Consider the following 14,738-nt stretch of genomic DNA (forward strand, 5'->3'; position numbering starts at 1 on the left):
GTGTCTGTTTATGGTTTGAAAGTCCGGTCGAAAAAGCCGAGCATCTCCGTCATGCCTTGCTGCACCGCCGCGCCGGTCGCCGCATCGTCCTTGCCGATCAGCCCGTGATCGACGCCGGGAATGTAGACGGCCTTCACCGGCACCCCGCTCTGGCGCAGTTTTGCCTCGAACTCCTGTGTCTGGGAGACGGCGACCAGCGTGTCGGCGCTGCCATGGATCAGCAGCATCGGCGGATCCTTGCGGTCGACATAGGCGATCGGGCTGGCGAAACGCATGGTTTCTGCCGGGCATTGCGGCGTCGGGCAGCCCAGATAGGGCGCGGGGCCGGTGTTGCCGGGCGGGGTGGGCACCGTCGCGAAATCATAGACGCCGTACCATGGCGCACCAGCCTGCACGCAGGTGGAGATGCCTTCCGCACCGGGCAGGGCAGGCGGCTCGAAGGCCGGGACGCCGCAGCTTGTCGCGGCCAGCCCCGCCAGCTGCCCTCCGGCGGATTCCCCGAAGATGCCAACCCGCGTGGGATCGATGCCATAGTCCGCCGCATGCTGGCGCAGGAAGCGGATCGCGGCCTTCACATCCTGAATGGCCGCTGGAAAATGCGCCTCGCCATCGAGCCGGTACTCCACCGATGCCACGACATAGCCCTTGGCCGCCAACTGGGCGAGCAGGGCGGGATAATCCTTCACCGGTCCGCCCATGCGCTTGGTGCCGTTCACCCAGGCCCCGCCATGCACATGCACCAGCAGCGGCGCGGAGGCTCCGGCAGGCGGGCGATACAGATCGAGCCGCAGCGGGCGGTAATGCAGCGGCTGGGCATAGATGATGTCGCCGATGCCGGTCACGCCCTGCGGGAAGGTGGCGGGCTGGCCGGGCCAGTTCGAGAGGCCGCCGCCATCGACTGGATGGCGCGCCACATCGAAGGTGAAGCCCCCGCTGGCCAGAGCGGCGGCGGCCAGCGCCGCCAGCCAGCTCACTGCCCACCTCCCGCTGGCGTTCCCATGCCCAGCGCCATGCCGTTCTCCTTCTCCCACTTGGCGAACCAGGGCTGAAGCTGGCTGCGGCGGAAATCGGGAACGGCGCGCACTTGCGTGCCGATCAACAGAGGATCGATGCTGCCCGGCGTGATGCGCGGCCATGCCGGCAGGCCCGCGGCATTGGGATCGCCCTTGGTGACGAAATTGTAGAGATAGTCCTGCATCTGACGGGCGAGCGCCCGATCCTGCGCCGAGGGGGCCTTCACCGCGCCGAAGCTGGAACCGTCGAAGAGATAGGGCCAGTCCGCGCAATGGCTGGCGCCCGGCACCGTGCCGCGCCTTGCGGTATCGACATAATCGAAATTGTAGGTCCAGGCCGGAGCGCCCGTTTTGGCCACCAGCGATCCCATCGCCATGGCGCCTGCGGTGAAGATGAAATCGGTCTGCACCTGACGCAGCAGCTCCGCATCCGACAGCGGGCCGTTGACCCCATAGGGCGCGCGCAAAGCATCCAGATCGATGCCGAAGCGCCGCTCGATCTCGGCCTTGTCGAAGCCCATCAGGCCGAAGATGCTCGCCTCATTGCTGGTGGAGCCGGCGATCATCGGCACATGCGCCATCCGCCCCTGCGCATAGAGCTGCGCCAGCGTCTGCGGCAGATCCTTGCCATCGACGATGGCGCGGAAGTCCGGCGCGCCCGGATCGCCCGCCAGCACCTGCTGGAAGGAAAGCCCGCGCAATTGCGCCAGCCCCGCGGCGCTGTCATCCTTCACGCCCACCCGCCCGGCAAAGGCAAGGCCCAGTTGTTGTGCCTGCGGCCAGGCGGCGGTGGTGCTGAACAGCAGGCCCCCGGAATGGACGCTGGCCTTCTGAAACAGACCCTGCGCGGCAGGCGCGCCGACCAGCCCGGCGATGCTGGAGCCGCCCGCCGAGCAGCCCATGATCGTCACATTGGAAGGGTCGCCGCCGAAGCGCGCGATGTTGCGCTTCACCCATTGCAGCGCGGCGACCTGATCGGTCAGCCAGTAATTGGCGGTGCCCTGTCCCTTCGCATCGGCCTCGGCCTTGAGCGCGGGATGCGCGAAAAAGCCCAGCCGCCCCAGCCGGTAATTGGGCGAGACCAGCACCACGCCGCGCTTGACGATGGAGGGCACGCCGCGTTCAAGCACCTCGCGTCCGGAGCCCACGAAGAAAGCACCGCCATGCATCACCACGATGACCGGCAGCTTCTTCACCGCCTTGGCATCCGGCGTGACGACATTAAGCGTCAGGCAATCCTCGCTTTGCGGGGCAGCGCCATGACCGGGGCTGGCGGGTTGCGGGCAGATGGCGCCGAAGGCGGTGGCATCGCGCGGGCTGGTCCATGGCGTGGCGGGCGCGGCGGGTTGCCAGCGCAGCGGCCCGACCGGCGGCGCGGCATAGGGAATGCCATCGAACTGCGAGAGCCCTTGCGCATCGGCGCCCCGCACCGGCCCCAGATCGGTCTGAACGACCGTCTGCGCCAGAACGCTGGCAGGCAGCACGGCGGCGCAGATCGCGGCGATGATCGCTTTGGGCATCGATGGGGACACACAGCTCATGGCGTCGGTTCTCCTGCGGGATCGTGGCCGCACACGATCATCCCGCCGGACAACGATCCGGCAGGGCGCGGCTTATGGTTTTGCACCGGCGGAAACCGGAGCACCGAGATGGCTTCAGAAGATTTTCAAGTCTGCTTCAGGTCTTCACATGTGGATCGAGCATGGTGTCATGAGGGGAATCACCCATCATCAGCTCTCCTCTCATTTTCAAGCTCTTGAGGCTCGAATTCTTTTCCCTTGTGCATTTTTGCTATCATGGAAAAAATTGCATTTCAATGCATTTTTATTCACGTTCCGTTACGAATGGTTTCGCTTGATGGCGATGCGGAATATGCGGCCGGGATGATCGGACGACATGTTGAGATCTTCCATCAACAAGGCGCGATGGCGTGCTGTGGTGGCCATGCATTGCAACTGTTTGGGCGCGCATCGATCATGGCTCGACAGATCTTTGTTTTATCATCATACTCCTGGTCATGAGCTTGATCATTCACCCTATGGGGATTGCTGTCCGCAATCGAATTAGCCGCCCGGCCTGACACGTCGGGCCGGGGCTTTTCGCCATATGAATGTTGGAGCGGCGCCTGCGCGCGCGGCATGCTCAAGGCCAATCATGATGACCAAATCTGCAGTGCTGCACATGCTGTGCGGCAAGATCGCCGCCGGAAAATCAACTCTGACAACGCAATTGGGCCGCCAGCCCGAGACGATTGTCGTCAGCGAAGACCAATGGCTTTCCGCGCTTTATGCCGATGACATGGTTTCGGTGGCGGATTATGTTCGCTGTTCCGCCCGGTTGCGGCAGGCGATGGCGCCGCATCTGATCGCTCTGCTGCAGGCAGGCGTGTCCGTGGTGCTGGATTTTCCGGCCAATACGGTGGTGGCGCGCAACTGGATGCGCGACATCTTCGAGCAGGCGGGGGCGGCGCACTGCCTGCACCACCTCGATGTGCCAGATGATGTCTGCAAGGCTCGGCTGAGAGCGCGCAACGCGCTGGGAGAGCATGCCTTCGCCGCCAGCGATGCCGAGTTCAACCTGATTTCCAGCCATTTCGTGGCGCCAGCGCCTGAAGAAGGCTTTACAGTGCAAATCCACGGAGCGTGAAGGTTTCAGCCCCAATCCTTGGAGGTAGGGGGCGCCTGTTTTGCCCACCTTCCGGCCCTGCAAGGCAACAAGAAGCCAAAGGCTTTCCGGGCTGCCGCTGTCTTAAATCAAAAAGATCTAGTTTTTGAAATTCAGATAGTGCCGGATGGCTGCGGAGGTGCTGATGTCATTCCCCCGAATATGGTTCAGGCTTCCCGCCCGCAATCCAATCGTCCGCTCCGGGGTAGGGAGCGCCACATGCTCGTCGACGTAGATTTTCGAACTCCCTCTGGGACCTCTGACGCTTTTTTCATTGCGCATGAGAATCTCCTTTCCATGCATTCCAACTCATCCCATCGGATTTGGTTTCCGTAAATGCCGCAAGAGCCTCCATTTCGGCGACTTTTCCGGATCCGGCCCTTGCGATCCGCGATCCGGGGCAAGGACAATGCGGGGGGCAACGCCCTCGCATTTCCTTTTGTTGCCTTTAAAACCGCGCCATGAACGCCCCGATTTTCACCCATTACGCCGCCGTCGACTGGTCCGGCGCCAGTGGCGAGCGGCACAAGGGCATTGCCGTGGCCATCATCGGCGCGGGTGATCGCATGCCCATGCTGGTCCGCCCCGGACATATCTGGTCTCGCATGGAGGTGCTGGAATGGCTGTTGGAGACGCCGCCACACACGCTGATCGGCTTCGATCTGGGCCAGTCGCTGGCTCATGCGGACCGGGGCGCTTTCTTTCCCGGCTGGCAGGACAGCCCCGACACGGCCCGCGAGCTCTGGGCGCTGGTCGAGGCGATCTGCGCGCGGGAGCCGCATCTGGGCGTCTCCACCTTCGTCGACCACCCGCAGGCGAGCCGCTATTTTCGCCGTCATGGCCTGCGAGAGGGCGATCTGTTCGGCGCGGAGGGCCAGCCCGGCGGACGGGGCCGCATGCGGGTGACCGAACATGCCCAGGCCTTGGCCGGTTGCCGCCCGACCAGCAATTTCAATCTGGTGGGCGCCGGGCAGGTGGGCAAGGGCTCGCTTTCGGGCATGCGGCTGTTCCATCGCCTGCCGCGCGAGGTCACCGTCTGGCCGATGGACCCGCTTCCGCAGCAAGGCCGGGTGGTGGTGGAAATCTACACCACGCTGGCGGCCATGGCGGCGGGGCGCAGCGCGGGCCGTTCGAAGGTGAGGAACCGGGGCGATCTTGCGGTGGCGCTGGCGGCGCTGGGCTGCCAGCCAGAGGTGGTCGAGGAGGCTGCTGCGCCGATTGCCGATCATGCCGCCGATGCTCTGATGACGGCGGCATGGCTGCGCGGCCATGCCGGGCGTGAGGATTTGTGGCGTCCATCCGCCCTCACCGGCAAAATCGCGCTCACCGAGGGCTGGACGTTTGGCGTGGCATAGGGCATGGGGCGCTGACTGAAGCCGACGTGCCGGCTTAGCTCAGTTGGTAGAGCACCTGATTTGTAATCAGGGGGCCAGGGGTTCGAACCCTCTAGCCGGCACCATTCTTCCTTTGGGAAGATGGCATCAACATCATGGCTTCGGCCCCTTCGTCTAGCGGTCAGGACGCGGCCCTTTCACGGCTGAAACACGGGTTCGATTCCCGTAGGGGTCACCATGCACAGCTTGGCTGGCGTGGCGATGTGCAAGGTGAGGGGCGGCGCGGGCGACGTGCCTGCTCGATCTTGCGGTCAAGGTCTGAAATCGGCCAGAGGGCCGTGGAATGAGATCGCATCGATCATGGGCGCCGCAGGCTCGGCATACCCGGTTTGGGCCCGGTTTTGGGACCATTTTCAGTCAGTGCCCGGCAAACCCGCAGTCGGGGGGATTCGGAAAAGCCTTGGCGCTGCGGGGCCTTTGGAGCATGGGCCTTGAAGATTCGGTTAATGCTCCTCGACCGTCTCGCGCGGCCCCGTGAGCAGAGCCGGAAAGGGCGCGCGCCATGCCGTGGCGGCGCCATATTGCGCAGGCCTATACTGGAATAAAACTGGACTTGGCTGTGTGATGCGGCAAAGTTGGTGTTATGAACATCGCATCGCTCCATAAATGGATGGCTCCGGCCTTTCTGATCCTGACGCCTTATGCGGCAGTCGCTCAGGAAGAAGATCCGCCGTTGATGGATGATCCTCCACTGGCATGGTTCAAATACAACACGGATGGCGAGGGGAACCCCACCTTCCTCTCACGCGCCTGCCTTGAAGATGTGCAACGTCGCAGCGATATTTCATTGCATCCCTGCGCGGTGGCCGAGGCCGAGGCGCATCAGATGCTGATCGAGCGGCATGATGGCCGGCCTGCGGCAAAGCCGGATGGCGATCGTGAACAGCAACTGGCTGCGCTCGAAGACCAGATCCGCGAGATCCAGTTTCATATGAGCGATACGCGCAGGCTGATCCGGCAGGAACACCGCTTCGGGACCAATCATTGGGGGGCGGACAGATCGTTCCTCTCCTCCGCGCAGCGGACGATCACAGAGGATCAAGATGCGCTGGCGGACAGCTATCGGACCTATCAGCAGATGGGCGGCAGGAAATCGATGGAGGAGATCGGGGTGAGGCCTAGATAAGCGCCGCGCGCGATCATGCTTTTTTGCTTTACGCCTTGATCCTGCAATCACTCAACTGCGCGCCGCTCGCCACCTCATCGGCCCCCCGGCACAGGAAGGTTAATGCCTGCCCTTTGCTGAGCTTCGCGGCCTCGTCATCGGACAGGCCGTTGATCGAGACGTCGCTGACTTTTCCGTCCTCGGTCACGCCCAGGTCCATGGTGTCGCCAAAGCCGCGCAGCTTGATGACGGGCCGGTGAGTCAGGCCGAAATCGATCCCTTTGATTTCGCCCGATACTTCCAGCTTGTGCCCGCCATAGGCCGCTTTCGCCCTGGTGGTGTTCACAAGAAAGGCCTTCGACATCTCCGCCGCAGACACCTTCAGTCCGCGCGTGTCGGCGCTCCTGCCGGCGCCAAGGTCCGCCCCGTTTGCACCGTCGCAGCCAGCCAACAGCAGGAAGACTGCCGCGCCCACAATCCTTCGCATATGGAAAACACCCCTGTTTCCAAGCCGTTAGGCAGAGGTGCGAGCGATAGGGGGCGGAATGGTCTCCGTAAAGGTTAATTCTGAAGGAAAATGACGAATTAACACAATGCGGGCCTGCTGTTCGGCGCGCATTGAGCCATTGTTCTAGCGCTCGTCCTGCCTTTCGCGCCGCTTGCGCTCCCACCATTCCAGCCGCTTGAGGATTTCGCGCTCGAAACCGCGCTCGACGGGGCGGTAGAAGGTCTGGGGCTGCATCTCCTCGGGCCAGTAATTGGCGCCGGAGAAGCCATCCGTAGCATCGTGGTCATAGGCGTAGCCCTTGCCATAGCCGATCTCCTTCATCAGCTTGGTGGGGGCGTTGAGGATGTTGGCGGGCGGCATCAGCGATCCTGTCGCCTTGGCCGTGGCAGCGGCGGCCTTCCACGCCACATAGCCCGCGTTCGACTTGGGCGCGGTGGCGCAATAGAGGCAGGCCTGCGCAATCGCCAGTTCCCCCTCGGGCGAGCCGAGAAAGTCATAGGAATCCTTGGCCGCAAGGCATTGCACCAGCGCCTGAGGATCGGCGAGGCCAATGTCCTCGCTGGCGAAACGCACCAGACGGCGCAGCACATAGAGCGGATCTTCCCCCGCCGTCAGCATCCGCGCCAGATAGTAAAGCGCCGCCTGCGGGTCTGATCCGCGCAGGGATTTATGCAGCGCCGAGATCAGATTGTAATGTCCCTCGCGGTCCTTGTCATAGACGGCGACACGGCGGTTGAGGAACTGCCCCAGCTCCGCCGGGCCGAGCGGCTCCATCAGCGAGGCCGTGTAGAGCGTTTCGACCTGCCCCAGCAGAAAGCGCCCATCGCCATCGGCGCTGGCGATCAGCGCCTCACGCGCGGGCTTGGTGAGCGGCAGGGGGACGCCCTCGGCCTCCTCGGCGCGTTCGAGCAGGGTGGTCAGCGCTTCGGGCGAGAGGCGGTGCAGGATCAGCACCTGCGCGCGGGAGAGCAAGGCCGCGTTGAGTTCGAACGATGGATTTTCGGTGGTCGCCCCCACCAGCGTCACCGTGCCCTTTTCCACATAGGGCAGGAAGCCATCCTGCTGCGCGCGGTTGAAGCGGTGGATTTCGTCCACGAACAACAGCGTCGGGCGGCCATGGAGCGAGAGCGCGCCCTCGGCCTCGGCAAAGATGCGCTTCAGATCCGCCACGCCCGAAAACACCGCGCTGACAGCGGCATAGCGCATGCCCACCGCATCGGCGAGCAGCCGCGCGATGCTGGTCTTGCCCGTGCCCGGCGGCCCCCACAGGATCATGCTGGACAGCCGCCCCGCGCCGACCATCCGCCCGATGGCGCCATCCGGACCGGTCAGATGCTCCTGCCCGATGACCTCCGCCAGAGAGGTGGGGCGCAGGCGCTCGGCCAGAGGCATGGCGCCGGGAGGGGTGATGGGCTCGGCACGCGGCGGGGGATCGGCTTGGAAAAGGTCGGCCATGATGGGGACTATGTAGGTCGATCCGGCGGGAAATGCATCTGTTGTCAGCAGAAGGGGCAAGAGAAATGCGAGGGGGTTACCCCCTCGCGTTCCCATAACGTCTTCCGGCGAAGCGGCAGGGGCGCCCGGTCGTTGTGCCCTGTCTCCGCGTTGTGCGGGGGTTTTTGCCTGCGGCGCTAGCTTTGCAGGAAGGCCACGAAGCGTCCGCTCAGGCGGCCTGCCACTTTGCCTTCGAACATCAGGTCGGAATGGACCTCGATGCGGGCGAGTTTGCGGCGGGTCAGGGTCTTGAGGACATGCGGCCAGATGGCCGGGTCGGGCAGGCGGGATGCGGCGGTGAAACGGCCGGTGATCGGCAGGTCATACTCCATCTGGTTGGACTGGATGACGACCTCGCAGCGCAGGCCTTCCTCCAGCAACCGCAGATGCACCAGCGACCATGCGGCAAGGATGCCCAAGGTGCAGATGCTGCCGCCAAAGGCCGTATGTTTGTGATTGATGTTCGGTTCAAGCGGAGCGGACAGCACGACCGAGTCCGATCCTGCGGCATCCACCGCCACCTGCATCGCTGCGGAGAGCGGAATCTGATGATGCAGATAGTCTTCCAGAGCAGCGATGTTCATGGCCATCCCTAACCTCTCCGCCCCGCAGGGAACAGGAATTTCCAACGGAGAGACGGGGCGCAGCTTTTCGGCTTGGTCCGTTCTATTGTCGGGAGACGTAACGGGGGTGCAGGGGGTGTAACACCCCCTGCTTCAACCCTTACTTCTTCCGCGCCTTCTGCCGGATCAACCGCAAATAGGTATCGGCGACCGACTGGTTGATCCGGTCCCAGCTGAAGTCATGCGCCCGCGCTTCGCCCGCTGCCCCGTGGGAGGCACGCAGCTCGGCGTCGGTGAGATAGACCTTCAGGGCTTCGGCGAAGGCATGCACCGCGCCGGGGCGGATCAGGCGGCCATTGACGCGGTCATCGACAAGGCTCTCGCTGCCGGTGGCCTCTGCAGCCACGACGGGGCGGGCGCAGGCCATGGCTTCCAGCGTCACATTGCCGAAGGTCTCGGTGATGGAGGGGTTGAACAGCACGTCCATCCCGGCCACGGCGCGGCCCAGATCGGTGCCCGCCTGATACCCCGCGAAGACGGCCTTGGGCAGGCGTGCCTCCATCCAGCCCTGCGCCGGGCCCTGGCCGATCACCAGCACGCGATGGGGCACGCCGCGCTGTTCGAGTTCCTCGATGGTGTCGGCGAAGACGTCGAGGCCCTTTTCCATCACCAGGCGGCCCAGGAAGCCGATGGCCACCTCATCGTCGGCGATGCCCAGCGAGCGGCGCCAGGCCATGTCGCGGCGCTCGGCGTTGAAAATCTCGCGGTCCACGCCGCGCGACCACAGCGAGATGTCGTAATTCATGCGCTGGTCGCGCAGCACCTGCGCGAAGCTCTCCGAGGGCGCGACGAGGCCGTCGCAGCGGCGGTAGAAGCGGCGCAGCAGGGCGGTGAGCAGCGGCTCGACCCAGGCCATGTTGTAGTAACGCGGATAGGTGTCGAAGCGGGTGTGAACGCTGCCCAGCACGGGCAGACCGCGCGCCCGGGCCCAGGTGACGGCGCGGTGCGCGGTCACATCGGGCGAGGAAACGTGGACGATGTTGGGCTGGAATGCGTCAAGGTCGCGGCGCACGGAGCGGGGCAGGCCGCTGGCGATGCGATATTCGGCGCGGCCGGGAATGGCGAAGCTGGGGACGCTGATGAGGTCTCCGGTGGGCTTGAAGGCGGGCTCTGGCACGGTGGGGGAGTAGACGCGCACCTGCGCACCCTTGGCCAGAAGATAGCCGACCAGCCGGTTGAGCGCCTTGTTCGCGCCATCGGTGACCATGTTGTAATTGCCGCTGAAGAGGGCGACGCGCAGATCCTCGATGCGGGAGGGAAGCGCGGGAAAGGTGTCGGGCGAAGTCATCGGGAGGCCCATAGACCTGTCGGCCCGGTTTGGCGAGAGGGGCCGCTTTCAGGGATGGTGAAGGTGGGAAACCGGGCAAGAAAAAGGCGCATGGCCCTCCACAAGGGGAAGAGAGGGCCATGCGCTCAAGTTTGGGGCGACCTGCCGGGAGGGGGAGAAGGGCAGGCCGACCAGAGCATCATGGGCGATCTGACGATCACGCATGATGCTCCAAAAGTCGGAAGGTTTCAGATCGGCTTACCAGCCGCGGTGACCGTAGTAACGGTGACCCCAGTGGTCCCAGTAATAGCCGTCATGCCAGGCCCAGGGGCGGTAGTAGCCACCGTAGTAATAGGGCGGGGGAGGCGGCGGCGGGGCATAGCCGTAGCCATATTCGGCGGGATAGTAGTAGCGCGGGCGGCTGCTGTCGACGATCGCCGCACCCAGAGCCGCGCCGACGATGCCGCCGGCGATCACCGCGCCAGCGCCGCCACCGCCACGATGCCAGCCGCCGCGATAGCCGCCACCCCAGCCGGGGCGGGCTTCAGCCGTGGTGGCCATCAGGCCGGTGGCCGCCGTGGCGACCAGCGCCACCGCCATGGTGGCCTTCCGCAAGGTGGCTGCGAACTTGACGTTCATCATAGGTCTCCTGTCGGCGGCCGGGCTGGAACCCCTGTTCGGCCCTGGCGAGTCGCCGTCTTGTGACACCGATATGGGGCTTCGCAACTGAACGAAAACGGGACGATGCTTGCAGCCGAGGTTCAGCTTCGACGAGCGGTGCATGGGTTGCGACATCCTACATTTATAGGGGCGTTTCCGGGACTGTGCGGGGGTGGTGACCTTTGCTTCCGGTCCGCGCAAAGCTTTAAGTCAACCAGTTTGGATGAATAATTTATGATACGACGACTGGCCTTATCGGATCAATGCGATAAGTAAGGCGTGCAGACTGTAACGCTCCCACGTTGTTGTCTACGTCTTGTGTATCCGGACCGAATGTGATTTGATCCGGATACACAATTCGTAACACACAAGCTTTCTGCCACATGCTACGGCGCATGAAGGTCGTTATGGATTTCGCTTTCTTGGCGGTGGAATGAGCGCCTTTTGGGTTACGACCATGATCCTTTGTGAAAGGAGGCTTATCCATGGCATCCAATCCTTCAGATGGGGCAGGGCCGTCTGAACGACAGTGCCGGCAGGCGGTCCGGATGACTCATGCCGATCTGCATGAGGTCAGCTGGAAGGCGCAACTGCTGATGCAGGCGGCGAAATCCGCGATGAGCGAAGCCGATGCGGGCAAGGCAGCCATGGTTGAGGGGCAGGCCATGTTCGACCTGCTGTGGCGTGTGGGTTTTCGCGCATCCGATCCTGTATAAAGGGGCGTTTGAAGCACTGCAGGCAGACAGCTTCTGTCTAAAGGGCAGGGAACGCGCTCCCATCCGATAGGTTGTGCGCAACGCAGACATTCATGGGAGCGCGAGGGGTAGCCTCCTCACATTATGTCCTTTTGGAACATCAGAACCGATACCCTGCCGTCAACTGGACGATGGGATAGACCTCATATTTGTCCATTTCGCGCTGCAGTCCCGCGCGCTGGGCCTCCAGCCGGCTTGGCGAGATGTTGGGCCCGGTGTTGGTGAAGGGATAGACGCGCCCGGACCCCATGAACATCGCTCCGGCCTCGATGCCCACCTTGATCCCGTGGCGCAGCGTGCCCGCGTAGCCAAAGGTGAAGGTGGGGGCGACCGCTGGGAAATCGGCATAGCCCAGCAGCGTGCCGGTGCGTGTGGAGGTGTAGGTCACGCCATTGATGACGATCACGCCGTTGAAGGTCGATTTCGCGCGCAGCTTGTTCTTGTTCAGTCGCGCGCCGCCCGAAATGAAGAAACCGCCGCCAAAGGGGCGGAAATCCAGCATCAGCCCGCCCGAACCGAGATGCGCCTGCCCGTGATAGGGCAGGCCGCCGGAATGGAAATCATGCGAGACATTGAGAAAGGTGATGTTGCCGCGCACGCCGATGTAGCGGTTGATGGCATAGGATGCTTCCGGCCCGACGCCGAGTGAGCCGCCTGTCACGCCGAAGTAAAAGGGCGAGATATGGGGGGCAGGTTTCTTATCGGGTTTGGGTGTTTCCTGCGTTTGTGGCGGGGTTTCCGGCGGAGGTGGAGTCTCCTGCCCAAAAACGGGCCAGGGTAGCAGGATGGCGGATACAGGACCGGCGACGATGATGCTTTTCACGCTCATAAAATCACCCAGGTATTTTTACCGGTGCTTTCTTCGCAAAGTTTCCACAGTCAGTTCTTCGCAATCGGCAAGGTAAAATATTGGAAGATATGACTGAAAAGGATCGCCTTCCGATTCCGTTCCTGCGGGCTGGAGGCGTTTTGCGGGTTTGGCGCCTCAGGCGCGGTGACCTGCCTCACCCTGTCCGTGAGCCGAGGCGCATGGGGCGTGTGACGTTCCGGATTTCTGTTGTCGCCCTGTTGTTTGCGGCGTTGTTTGCGACAAGGCGGCTCGCGCTGTTTCGCCAGCGATCCTAGCGATCGCGGCGGCCCCATTGCCACTTGGGCGGCTCACCCTTGAAGAAGCCCAGCGCGATCAGCCCGGCGGTGGCCAGCGCGATGCCGATGAAGGAAAAGGCGGGGCTGACGTTTCTGGCCGCATGCAGCGCGAGGACGATCAGCAGATAGGCGCCGATGCTGAGCCAGCCCTCGACCGAGGCGGGCGACCACCCCCAGCCAAACCTCTTGCGGCGGAACCAGAGCTTGCCTTGGGGGGACATGGCAGGGGCCTTTGTCTGTTTTCAGCCGCGGGATTTTATCATCACGGGGCCTGCAGGGGAAGCCGGGGCATCAGCAGGCGATACGGTCGATCTTGCGCCCGCGCGCGGCATCCTGCGCGGCGGTGGCCATCGCCCGGCGCCAGTCGCCCTGCCGGGTAAAGCCCAATTCATCGAGAATGGCGCCTTCGGCCAGCAGCAGATCGGCATCGGCCGGAAAGCGCTGGCGAACCGCCGCGCACAGCGCCGCCGCGCGGACATAATCATCGCTCCGCACGCTGGCGCGGATCGCTTCGAGCGCCTGCTCGCGGTCCCAGTCATCGCCCAGATCGTCGGAGGGCAGGTGCTGCTCCAGCGCCTTGGCGCGCCAGTTGGCCACATCGTACATATGCACCACCGGGCGGTCGAGGCAGGGATTGCGCAGGGTTTCCAGAAAGGACAGGTGCAGCGGATGGGCCGCGTCGGCAATGTTGGCCCGCGCGAAGCTGTGGCCCAGATGCGCGCCGGTGTTCTGGATCATGTAAAGCTGCAGTTCATCCGCCCCAAGCGCCTCGGAGAGGGCGACAAGGGCCGGAATATCGTGATAATTGTCGAGCTGGATCGTGGCGTTGAGCGCATAGAGCGGAAAGACGCCCGCCGCATGCCGATCGGCGATGAAGCGCAGATTCTCGATCAGCTTGGGCCATTTGCCGGGCTTGCGGACATGCTCGTAAACCCAGGGCGTGGCTGCGTCGATCGAGACGATGACATCGGGATCATGGCGCTCAAGCCCGGCATAGTCGGCCCAGCGCTTCTCGCCCATCAGCAGGGCATTGGTGTTGATCTGCAATTTGATCGACAGGTCGTTGTCGGCGATGTGGCGCAGGATGTCGCGGTAATGCTGGCTCGACCAAGGATCGCCCTGACCGGAAATCGAGACCTTCAGATTGTCGCCGCTGTCGAGCAGGGGGCGCAACACCTTGTCCATGATGATGTCGAAACGGGCCTGCTGGGCCGGGCTGGCGATTTCCAGCCCCGCACGGCAGGACGGGCAGGCCAGGTTGCAGGTGGGGTCATGTGCCAGGAACAGCCATTGCGGGGCGGTGGACAGCTCTGTGCGGTGTTCGTCGATGATCTGGCGCAGGGTGATGTCCTGCACCTCGTCGCGCAGGGGCAGGCTGTCTTCCATGATCAGCGTGCAGCGCTGCTTGTGGCAATAGCGGAAAGAGCCGTCGAGGATGCTTTCGCGCATGGCCTGCGCATCCGGGCTGTTCCAGATCTCCTCGAAGCTCTGCCGGTCGAGATGGCCAAGCCGATGCTGGGTCCAGATCGAGCAGCATGGCGCGACGGTGCCATCGATCAGTGTTTCGAATTTGACGAAAGGCGCTTCGCAAAAGCGGGCCGAAAGGTCGGCGGTGCGGTGGGCATCGTCGATGCGGCTGACGAAAAAGCAGGCCCCGGCCAGCTGCGGGCAGGCGGCATGCCGCACCTCGATGGCCTTGAGCAGGGCCAGACCCGCGGCCTTGTCCTCGATCAGCGCCGTCAGCACGCCCGCCACGATGTCCAGCGACTGGCCGGTGCGCCAATGGTTGATCATCGGCCGGGCGGCCTGCAGCGTTTCGAGCAGCAGGGGCAGGGCCGGATCGCGGCGCAGATCGCCGAGCAGGGTCCAGACCTCGGGATGGTCGACGCCATCGGCAAGGTTCTGCACCAGAAGATCGAGCATGGCCATGCAATCGGCGTCCAGCCCTTCCAGGGGAGAGGGCGCCTGAACGGGGCTGGCATTATCAAAACCGCGATGCGTGGCATCAACCATGAAACAATCTCCAAAGTTGAAGCGAGGCTAAAAGAATATGCCTTCCAATCTATAGTTATGAACTTCAGGAGTTATACGAATGATCGCTACAGGCTC

15 protein-coding genes and 2 tRNA genes are annotated in these 14,738 nt (G+C 63.6%); 7 read left to right on the forward strand and 10 right to left on the reverse strand.

The window, feature by feature from the left end; translation table 11 throughout:
- Positions 1-8 precede the first annotated feature (8 nt).
- Complete coding sequence (locus tag SR3_RS09085; RefSeq protein ID WP_068084120.1) at positions 9-974, reverse strand: alpha/beta hydrolase; 966 nt, start codon at positions 972-974, stop codon at positions 9-11.
- Positions 971-2,554, reverse strand: a complete 1,584-nt coding sequence (locus SR3_RS09090; protein ID WP_245653834.1) for a carboxylesterase/lipase family protein — start codon at positions 2,552-2,554, stop codon at positions 971-973. Before SR3_RS09090 ends, SR3_RS09085 begins: the two co-directional genes overlap by 4 nt.
- On the opposite strand from SR3_RS09090, the gene SR3_RS31210 reads away from it, so the two are divergent.
- The 6 genes from SR3_RS31210 (at position 2,553) to SR3_RS09115 (ending at position 6,197) form a co-directional block, all read left to right on the forward strand.
- On the forward strand, positions 2,553-2,900 hold the full coding sequence (locus tag SR3_RS31210; protein ID WP_157098733.1) for a hypothetical protein: 348 nt from the start codon (positions 2,553-2,555) through the stop codon (positions 2,898-2,900). The two genes, SR3_RS09090 and SR3_RS31210, sit on opposite strands and share 2 nt — an antisense overlap.
- Before the next feature lie 270 nt (positions 2,901-3,170).
- A complete protein-coding gene (locus SR3_RS09095; protein ID WP_157098741.1) occupies positions 3,171-3,659 on the forward strand; it encodes an AAA family ATPase in 489 nt (162 codons plus the stop codon).
- 479 nt (positions 3,660-4,138) lie between these two features.
- Positions 4,139-5,032, forward strand: a complete 894-nt coding sequence (locus tag SR3_RS09100; protein WP_068084125.1) for a hypothetical protein — start codon at positions 4,139-4,141, stop codon at positions 5,030-5,032.
- A 28-nt stretch (positions 5,033-5,060) separates the two neighbouring features.
- Positions 5,061-5,136 (forward strand) — tRNA-Thr (locus SR3_RS09105).
- A gap of 38 nt (positions 5,137-5,174) precedes the next feature.
- Positions 5,175-5,249 (forward strand) — tRNA-Glu (locus SR3_RS09110).
- Positions 5,250-5,654: 405 nt separating this feature from the next.
- Entirely contained in the window at positions 5,655-6,197 is a 543-nt protein-coding gene (locus SR3_RS09115) for a hypothetical protein (RefSeq protein ID WP_068084128.1), read from the forward strand.
- A 28-nt stretch (positions 6,198-6,225) separates the two neighbouring features.
- Here SR3_RS09115 and SR3_RS09120 read toward each other — a convergent pair whose 3' ends face one another.
- From SR3_RS09120 to SR3_RS09140, 5 genes are all read right to left on the reverse strand, one after another.
- A complete protein-coding gene (locus SR3_RS09120; protein WP_068084131.1) occupies positions 6,226-6,663 on the reverse strand; it encodes a hypothetical protein in 438 nt (145 codons plus the stop codon).
- 144 nt (positions 6,664-6,807) lie between these two features.
- On the reverse strand, positions 6,808-8,139 hold the full coding sequence (locus SR3_RS09125; RefSeq protein ID WP_068084136.1) for a replication-associated recombination protein A: 1,332 nt from the start codon (positions 8,137-8,139) through the stop codon (positions 6,808-6,810).
- 176 nt (positions 8,140-8,315) lie between these two features.
- Positions 8,316-8,768 carry a YiiD C-terminal domain-containing protein gene (locus SR3_RS09130; protein ID WP_218018785.1) on the reverse strand — a complete coding sequence of 151 codons (453 nt, stop codon included), beginning with the start codon at positions 8,766-8,768 and terminating at the stop codon, positions 8,316-8,318.
- 133 nt (positions 8,769-8,901) lie between these two features.
- A complete protein-coding gene (locus SR3_RS09135) occupies positions 8,902-10,089 on the reverse strand; it encodes a glycosyltransferase family 4 protein (protein ID WP_068084138.1) in 1,188 nt (395 codons plus the stop codon).
- Positions 10,090-10,326: 237 nt separating this feature from the next.
- Positions 10,327-10,707 (reverse strand): hypothetical protein, encoded by a 381-nt coding sequence (locus SR3_RS09140; RefSeq protein ID WP_068084146.1) that lies wholly within the window; start codon positions 10,705-10,707, stop codon positions 10,327-10,329.
- A gap of 569 nt (positions 10,708-11,276) precedes the next feature.
- Between SR3_RS09140 and SR3_RS31215 the strand changes: the two genes are divergently transcribed.
- Positions 11,277-11,444 (forward strand): hypothetical protein, encoded by a 168-nt coding sequence (locus tag SR3_RS31215; RefSeq protein ID WP_157098734.1) that lies wholly within the window; start codon positions 11,277-11,279, stop codon positions 11,442-11,444.
- Between the two features lie 139 nt (positions 11,445-11,583).
- Here SR3_RS31215 and SR3_RS09145 read toward each other — a convergent pair whose 3' ends face one another.
- The 3 genes from SR3_RS09145 to SR3_RS09155 all read right to left on the reverse strand — a co-directional run bounded on the left by SR3_RS09145 (position 11,584) and on the right by SR3_RS09155 (position 14,642).
- On the reverse strand, positions 11,584-12,312 hold the full coding sequence (locus tag SR3_RS09145; protein ID WP_068084148.1) for a hypothetical protein: 729 nt from the start codon (positions 12,310-12,312) through the stop codon (positions 11,584-11,586).
- 292 nt (positions 12,313-12,604) lie between these two features.
- Positions 12,605-12,850, reverse strand: coding sequence for a hypothetical protein (locus SR3_RS09150; RefSeq protein ID WP_068084150.1), 246 nt, complete (start codon positions 12,848-12,850; stop codon positions 12,605-12,607).
- A gap of 70 nt (positions 12,851-12,920) precedes the next feature.
- Positions 12,921-14,642, reverse strand: a complete 1,722-nt coding sequence (locus SR3_RS09155; RefSeq protein WP_068084153.1) for an SPASM domain-containing protein — start codon at positions 14,640-14,642, stop codon at positions 12,921-12,923.
- Positions 14,643-14,738 lie beyond the last annotated feature (96 nt).

The organism is Novosphingobium rosa NBRC 15208 (assembly GCF_001598555.1).
Classification (GTDB): Bacteria; Pseudomonadota; Alphaproteobacteria; order Sphingomonadales; family Sphingomonadaceae; genus Novosphingobium; species Novosphingobium rosa.

Coding starts and splice junctions, on each gene's coding strand:
- SR3_RS31210 (WP_157098733.1), top strand. CDS start 2,553: ATGGCGTCGGTTCTCCTGCGGGATCGTGGCCGCACACGATCATCCCGC.
- SR3_RS09090 (WP_245653834.1), bottom strand. CDS start 2,554: ATGAGCTGTGTGTCCCCATCGATGCCCAAAGCGATCATCGCCGCGATC.
- SR3_RS09095 (WP_157098741.1), top strand. CDS start 3,171: ATGACCAAATCTGCAGTGCTGCACATGCTGTGCGGCAAGATCGCCGCC.
- SR3_RS09100 (WP_068084125.1), top strand. CDS start 4,139: ATGAACGCCCCGATTTTCACCCATTACGCCGCCGTCGACTGGTCCGGC.
- SR3_RS09115 (WP_068084128.1), top strand. CDS start 5,655: ATGAACATCGCATCGCTCCATAAATGGATGGCTCCGGCCTTTCTGATC.
- SR3_RS09120 (WP_068084131.1), bottom strand. CDS start 6,663: ATGCGAAGGATTGTGGGCGCGGCAGTCTTCCTGCTGTTGGCTGGCTGC.
- SR3_RS09125 (WP_068084136.1), bottom strand. CDS start 8,139: ATGGCCGACCTTTTCCAAGCCGATCCCCCGCCGCGTGCCGAGCCCATC.
- SR3_RS09130 (WP_218018785.1), bottom strand. CDS start 8,768: ATGGCCATGAACATCGCTGCTCTGGAAGACTATCTGCATCATCAGATT.
- SR3_RS09135 (WP_068084138.1), bottom strand. CDS start 10,089: ATGACTTCGCCCGACACCTTTCCCGCGCTTCCCTCCCGCATCGAGGAT.
- SR3_RS09140 (WP_068084146.1), bottom strand. CDS start 10,707: ATGAACGTCAAGTTCGCAGCCACCTTGCGGAAGGCCACCATGGCGGTG.
- SR3_RS31215 (WP_157098734.1), top strand. CDS start 11,277: ATGACTCATGCCGATCTGCATGAGGTCAGCTGGAAGGCGCAACTGCTG.
- SR3_RS09145 (WP_068084148.1), bottom strand. CDS start 12,312: ATGAGCGTGAAAAGCATCATCGTCGCCGGTCCTGTATCCGCCATCCTG.
- SR3_RS09150 (WP_068084150.1), bottom strand. CDS start 12,850: ATGTCCCCCCAAGGCAAGCTCTGGTTCCGCCGCAAGAGGTTTGGCTGG.
- SR3_RS09155 (WP_068084153.1), bottom strand. CDS start 14,642: ATGGTTGATGCCACGCATCGCGGTTTTGATAATGCCAGCCCCGTTCAG.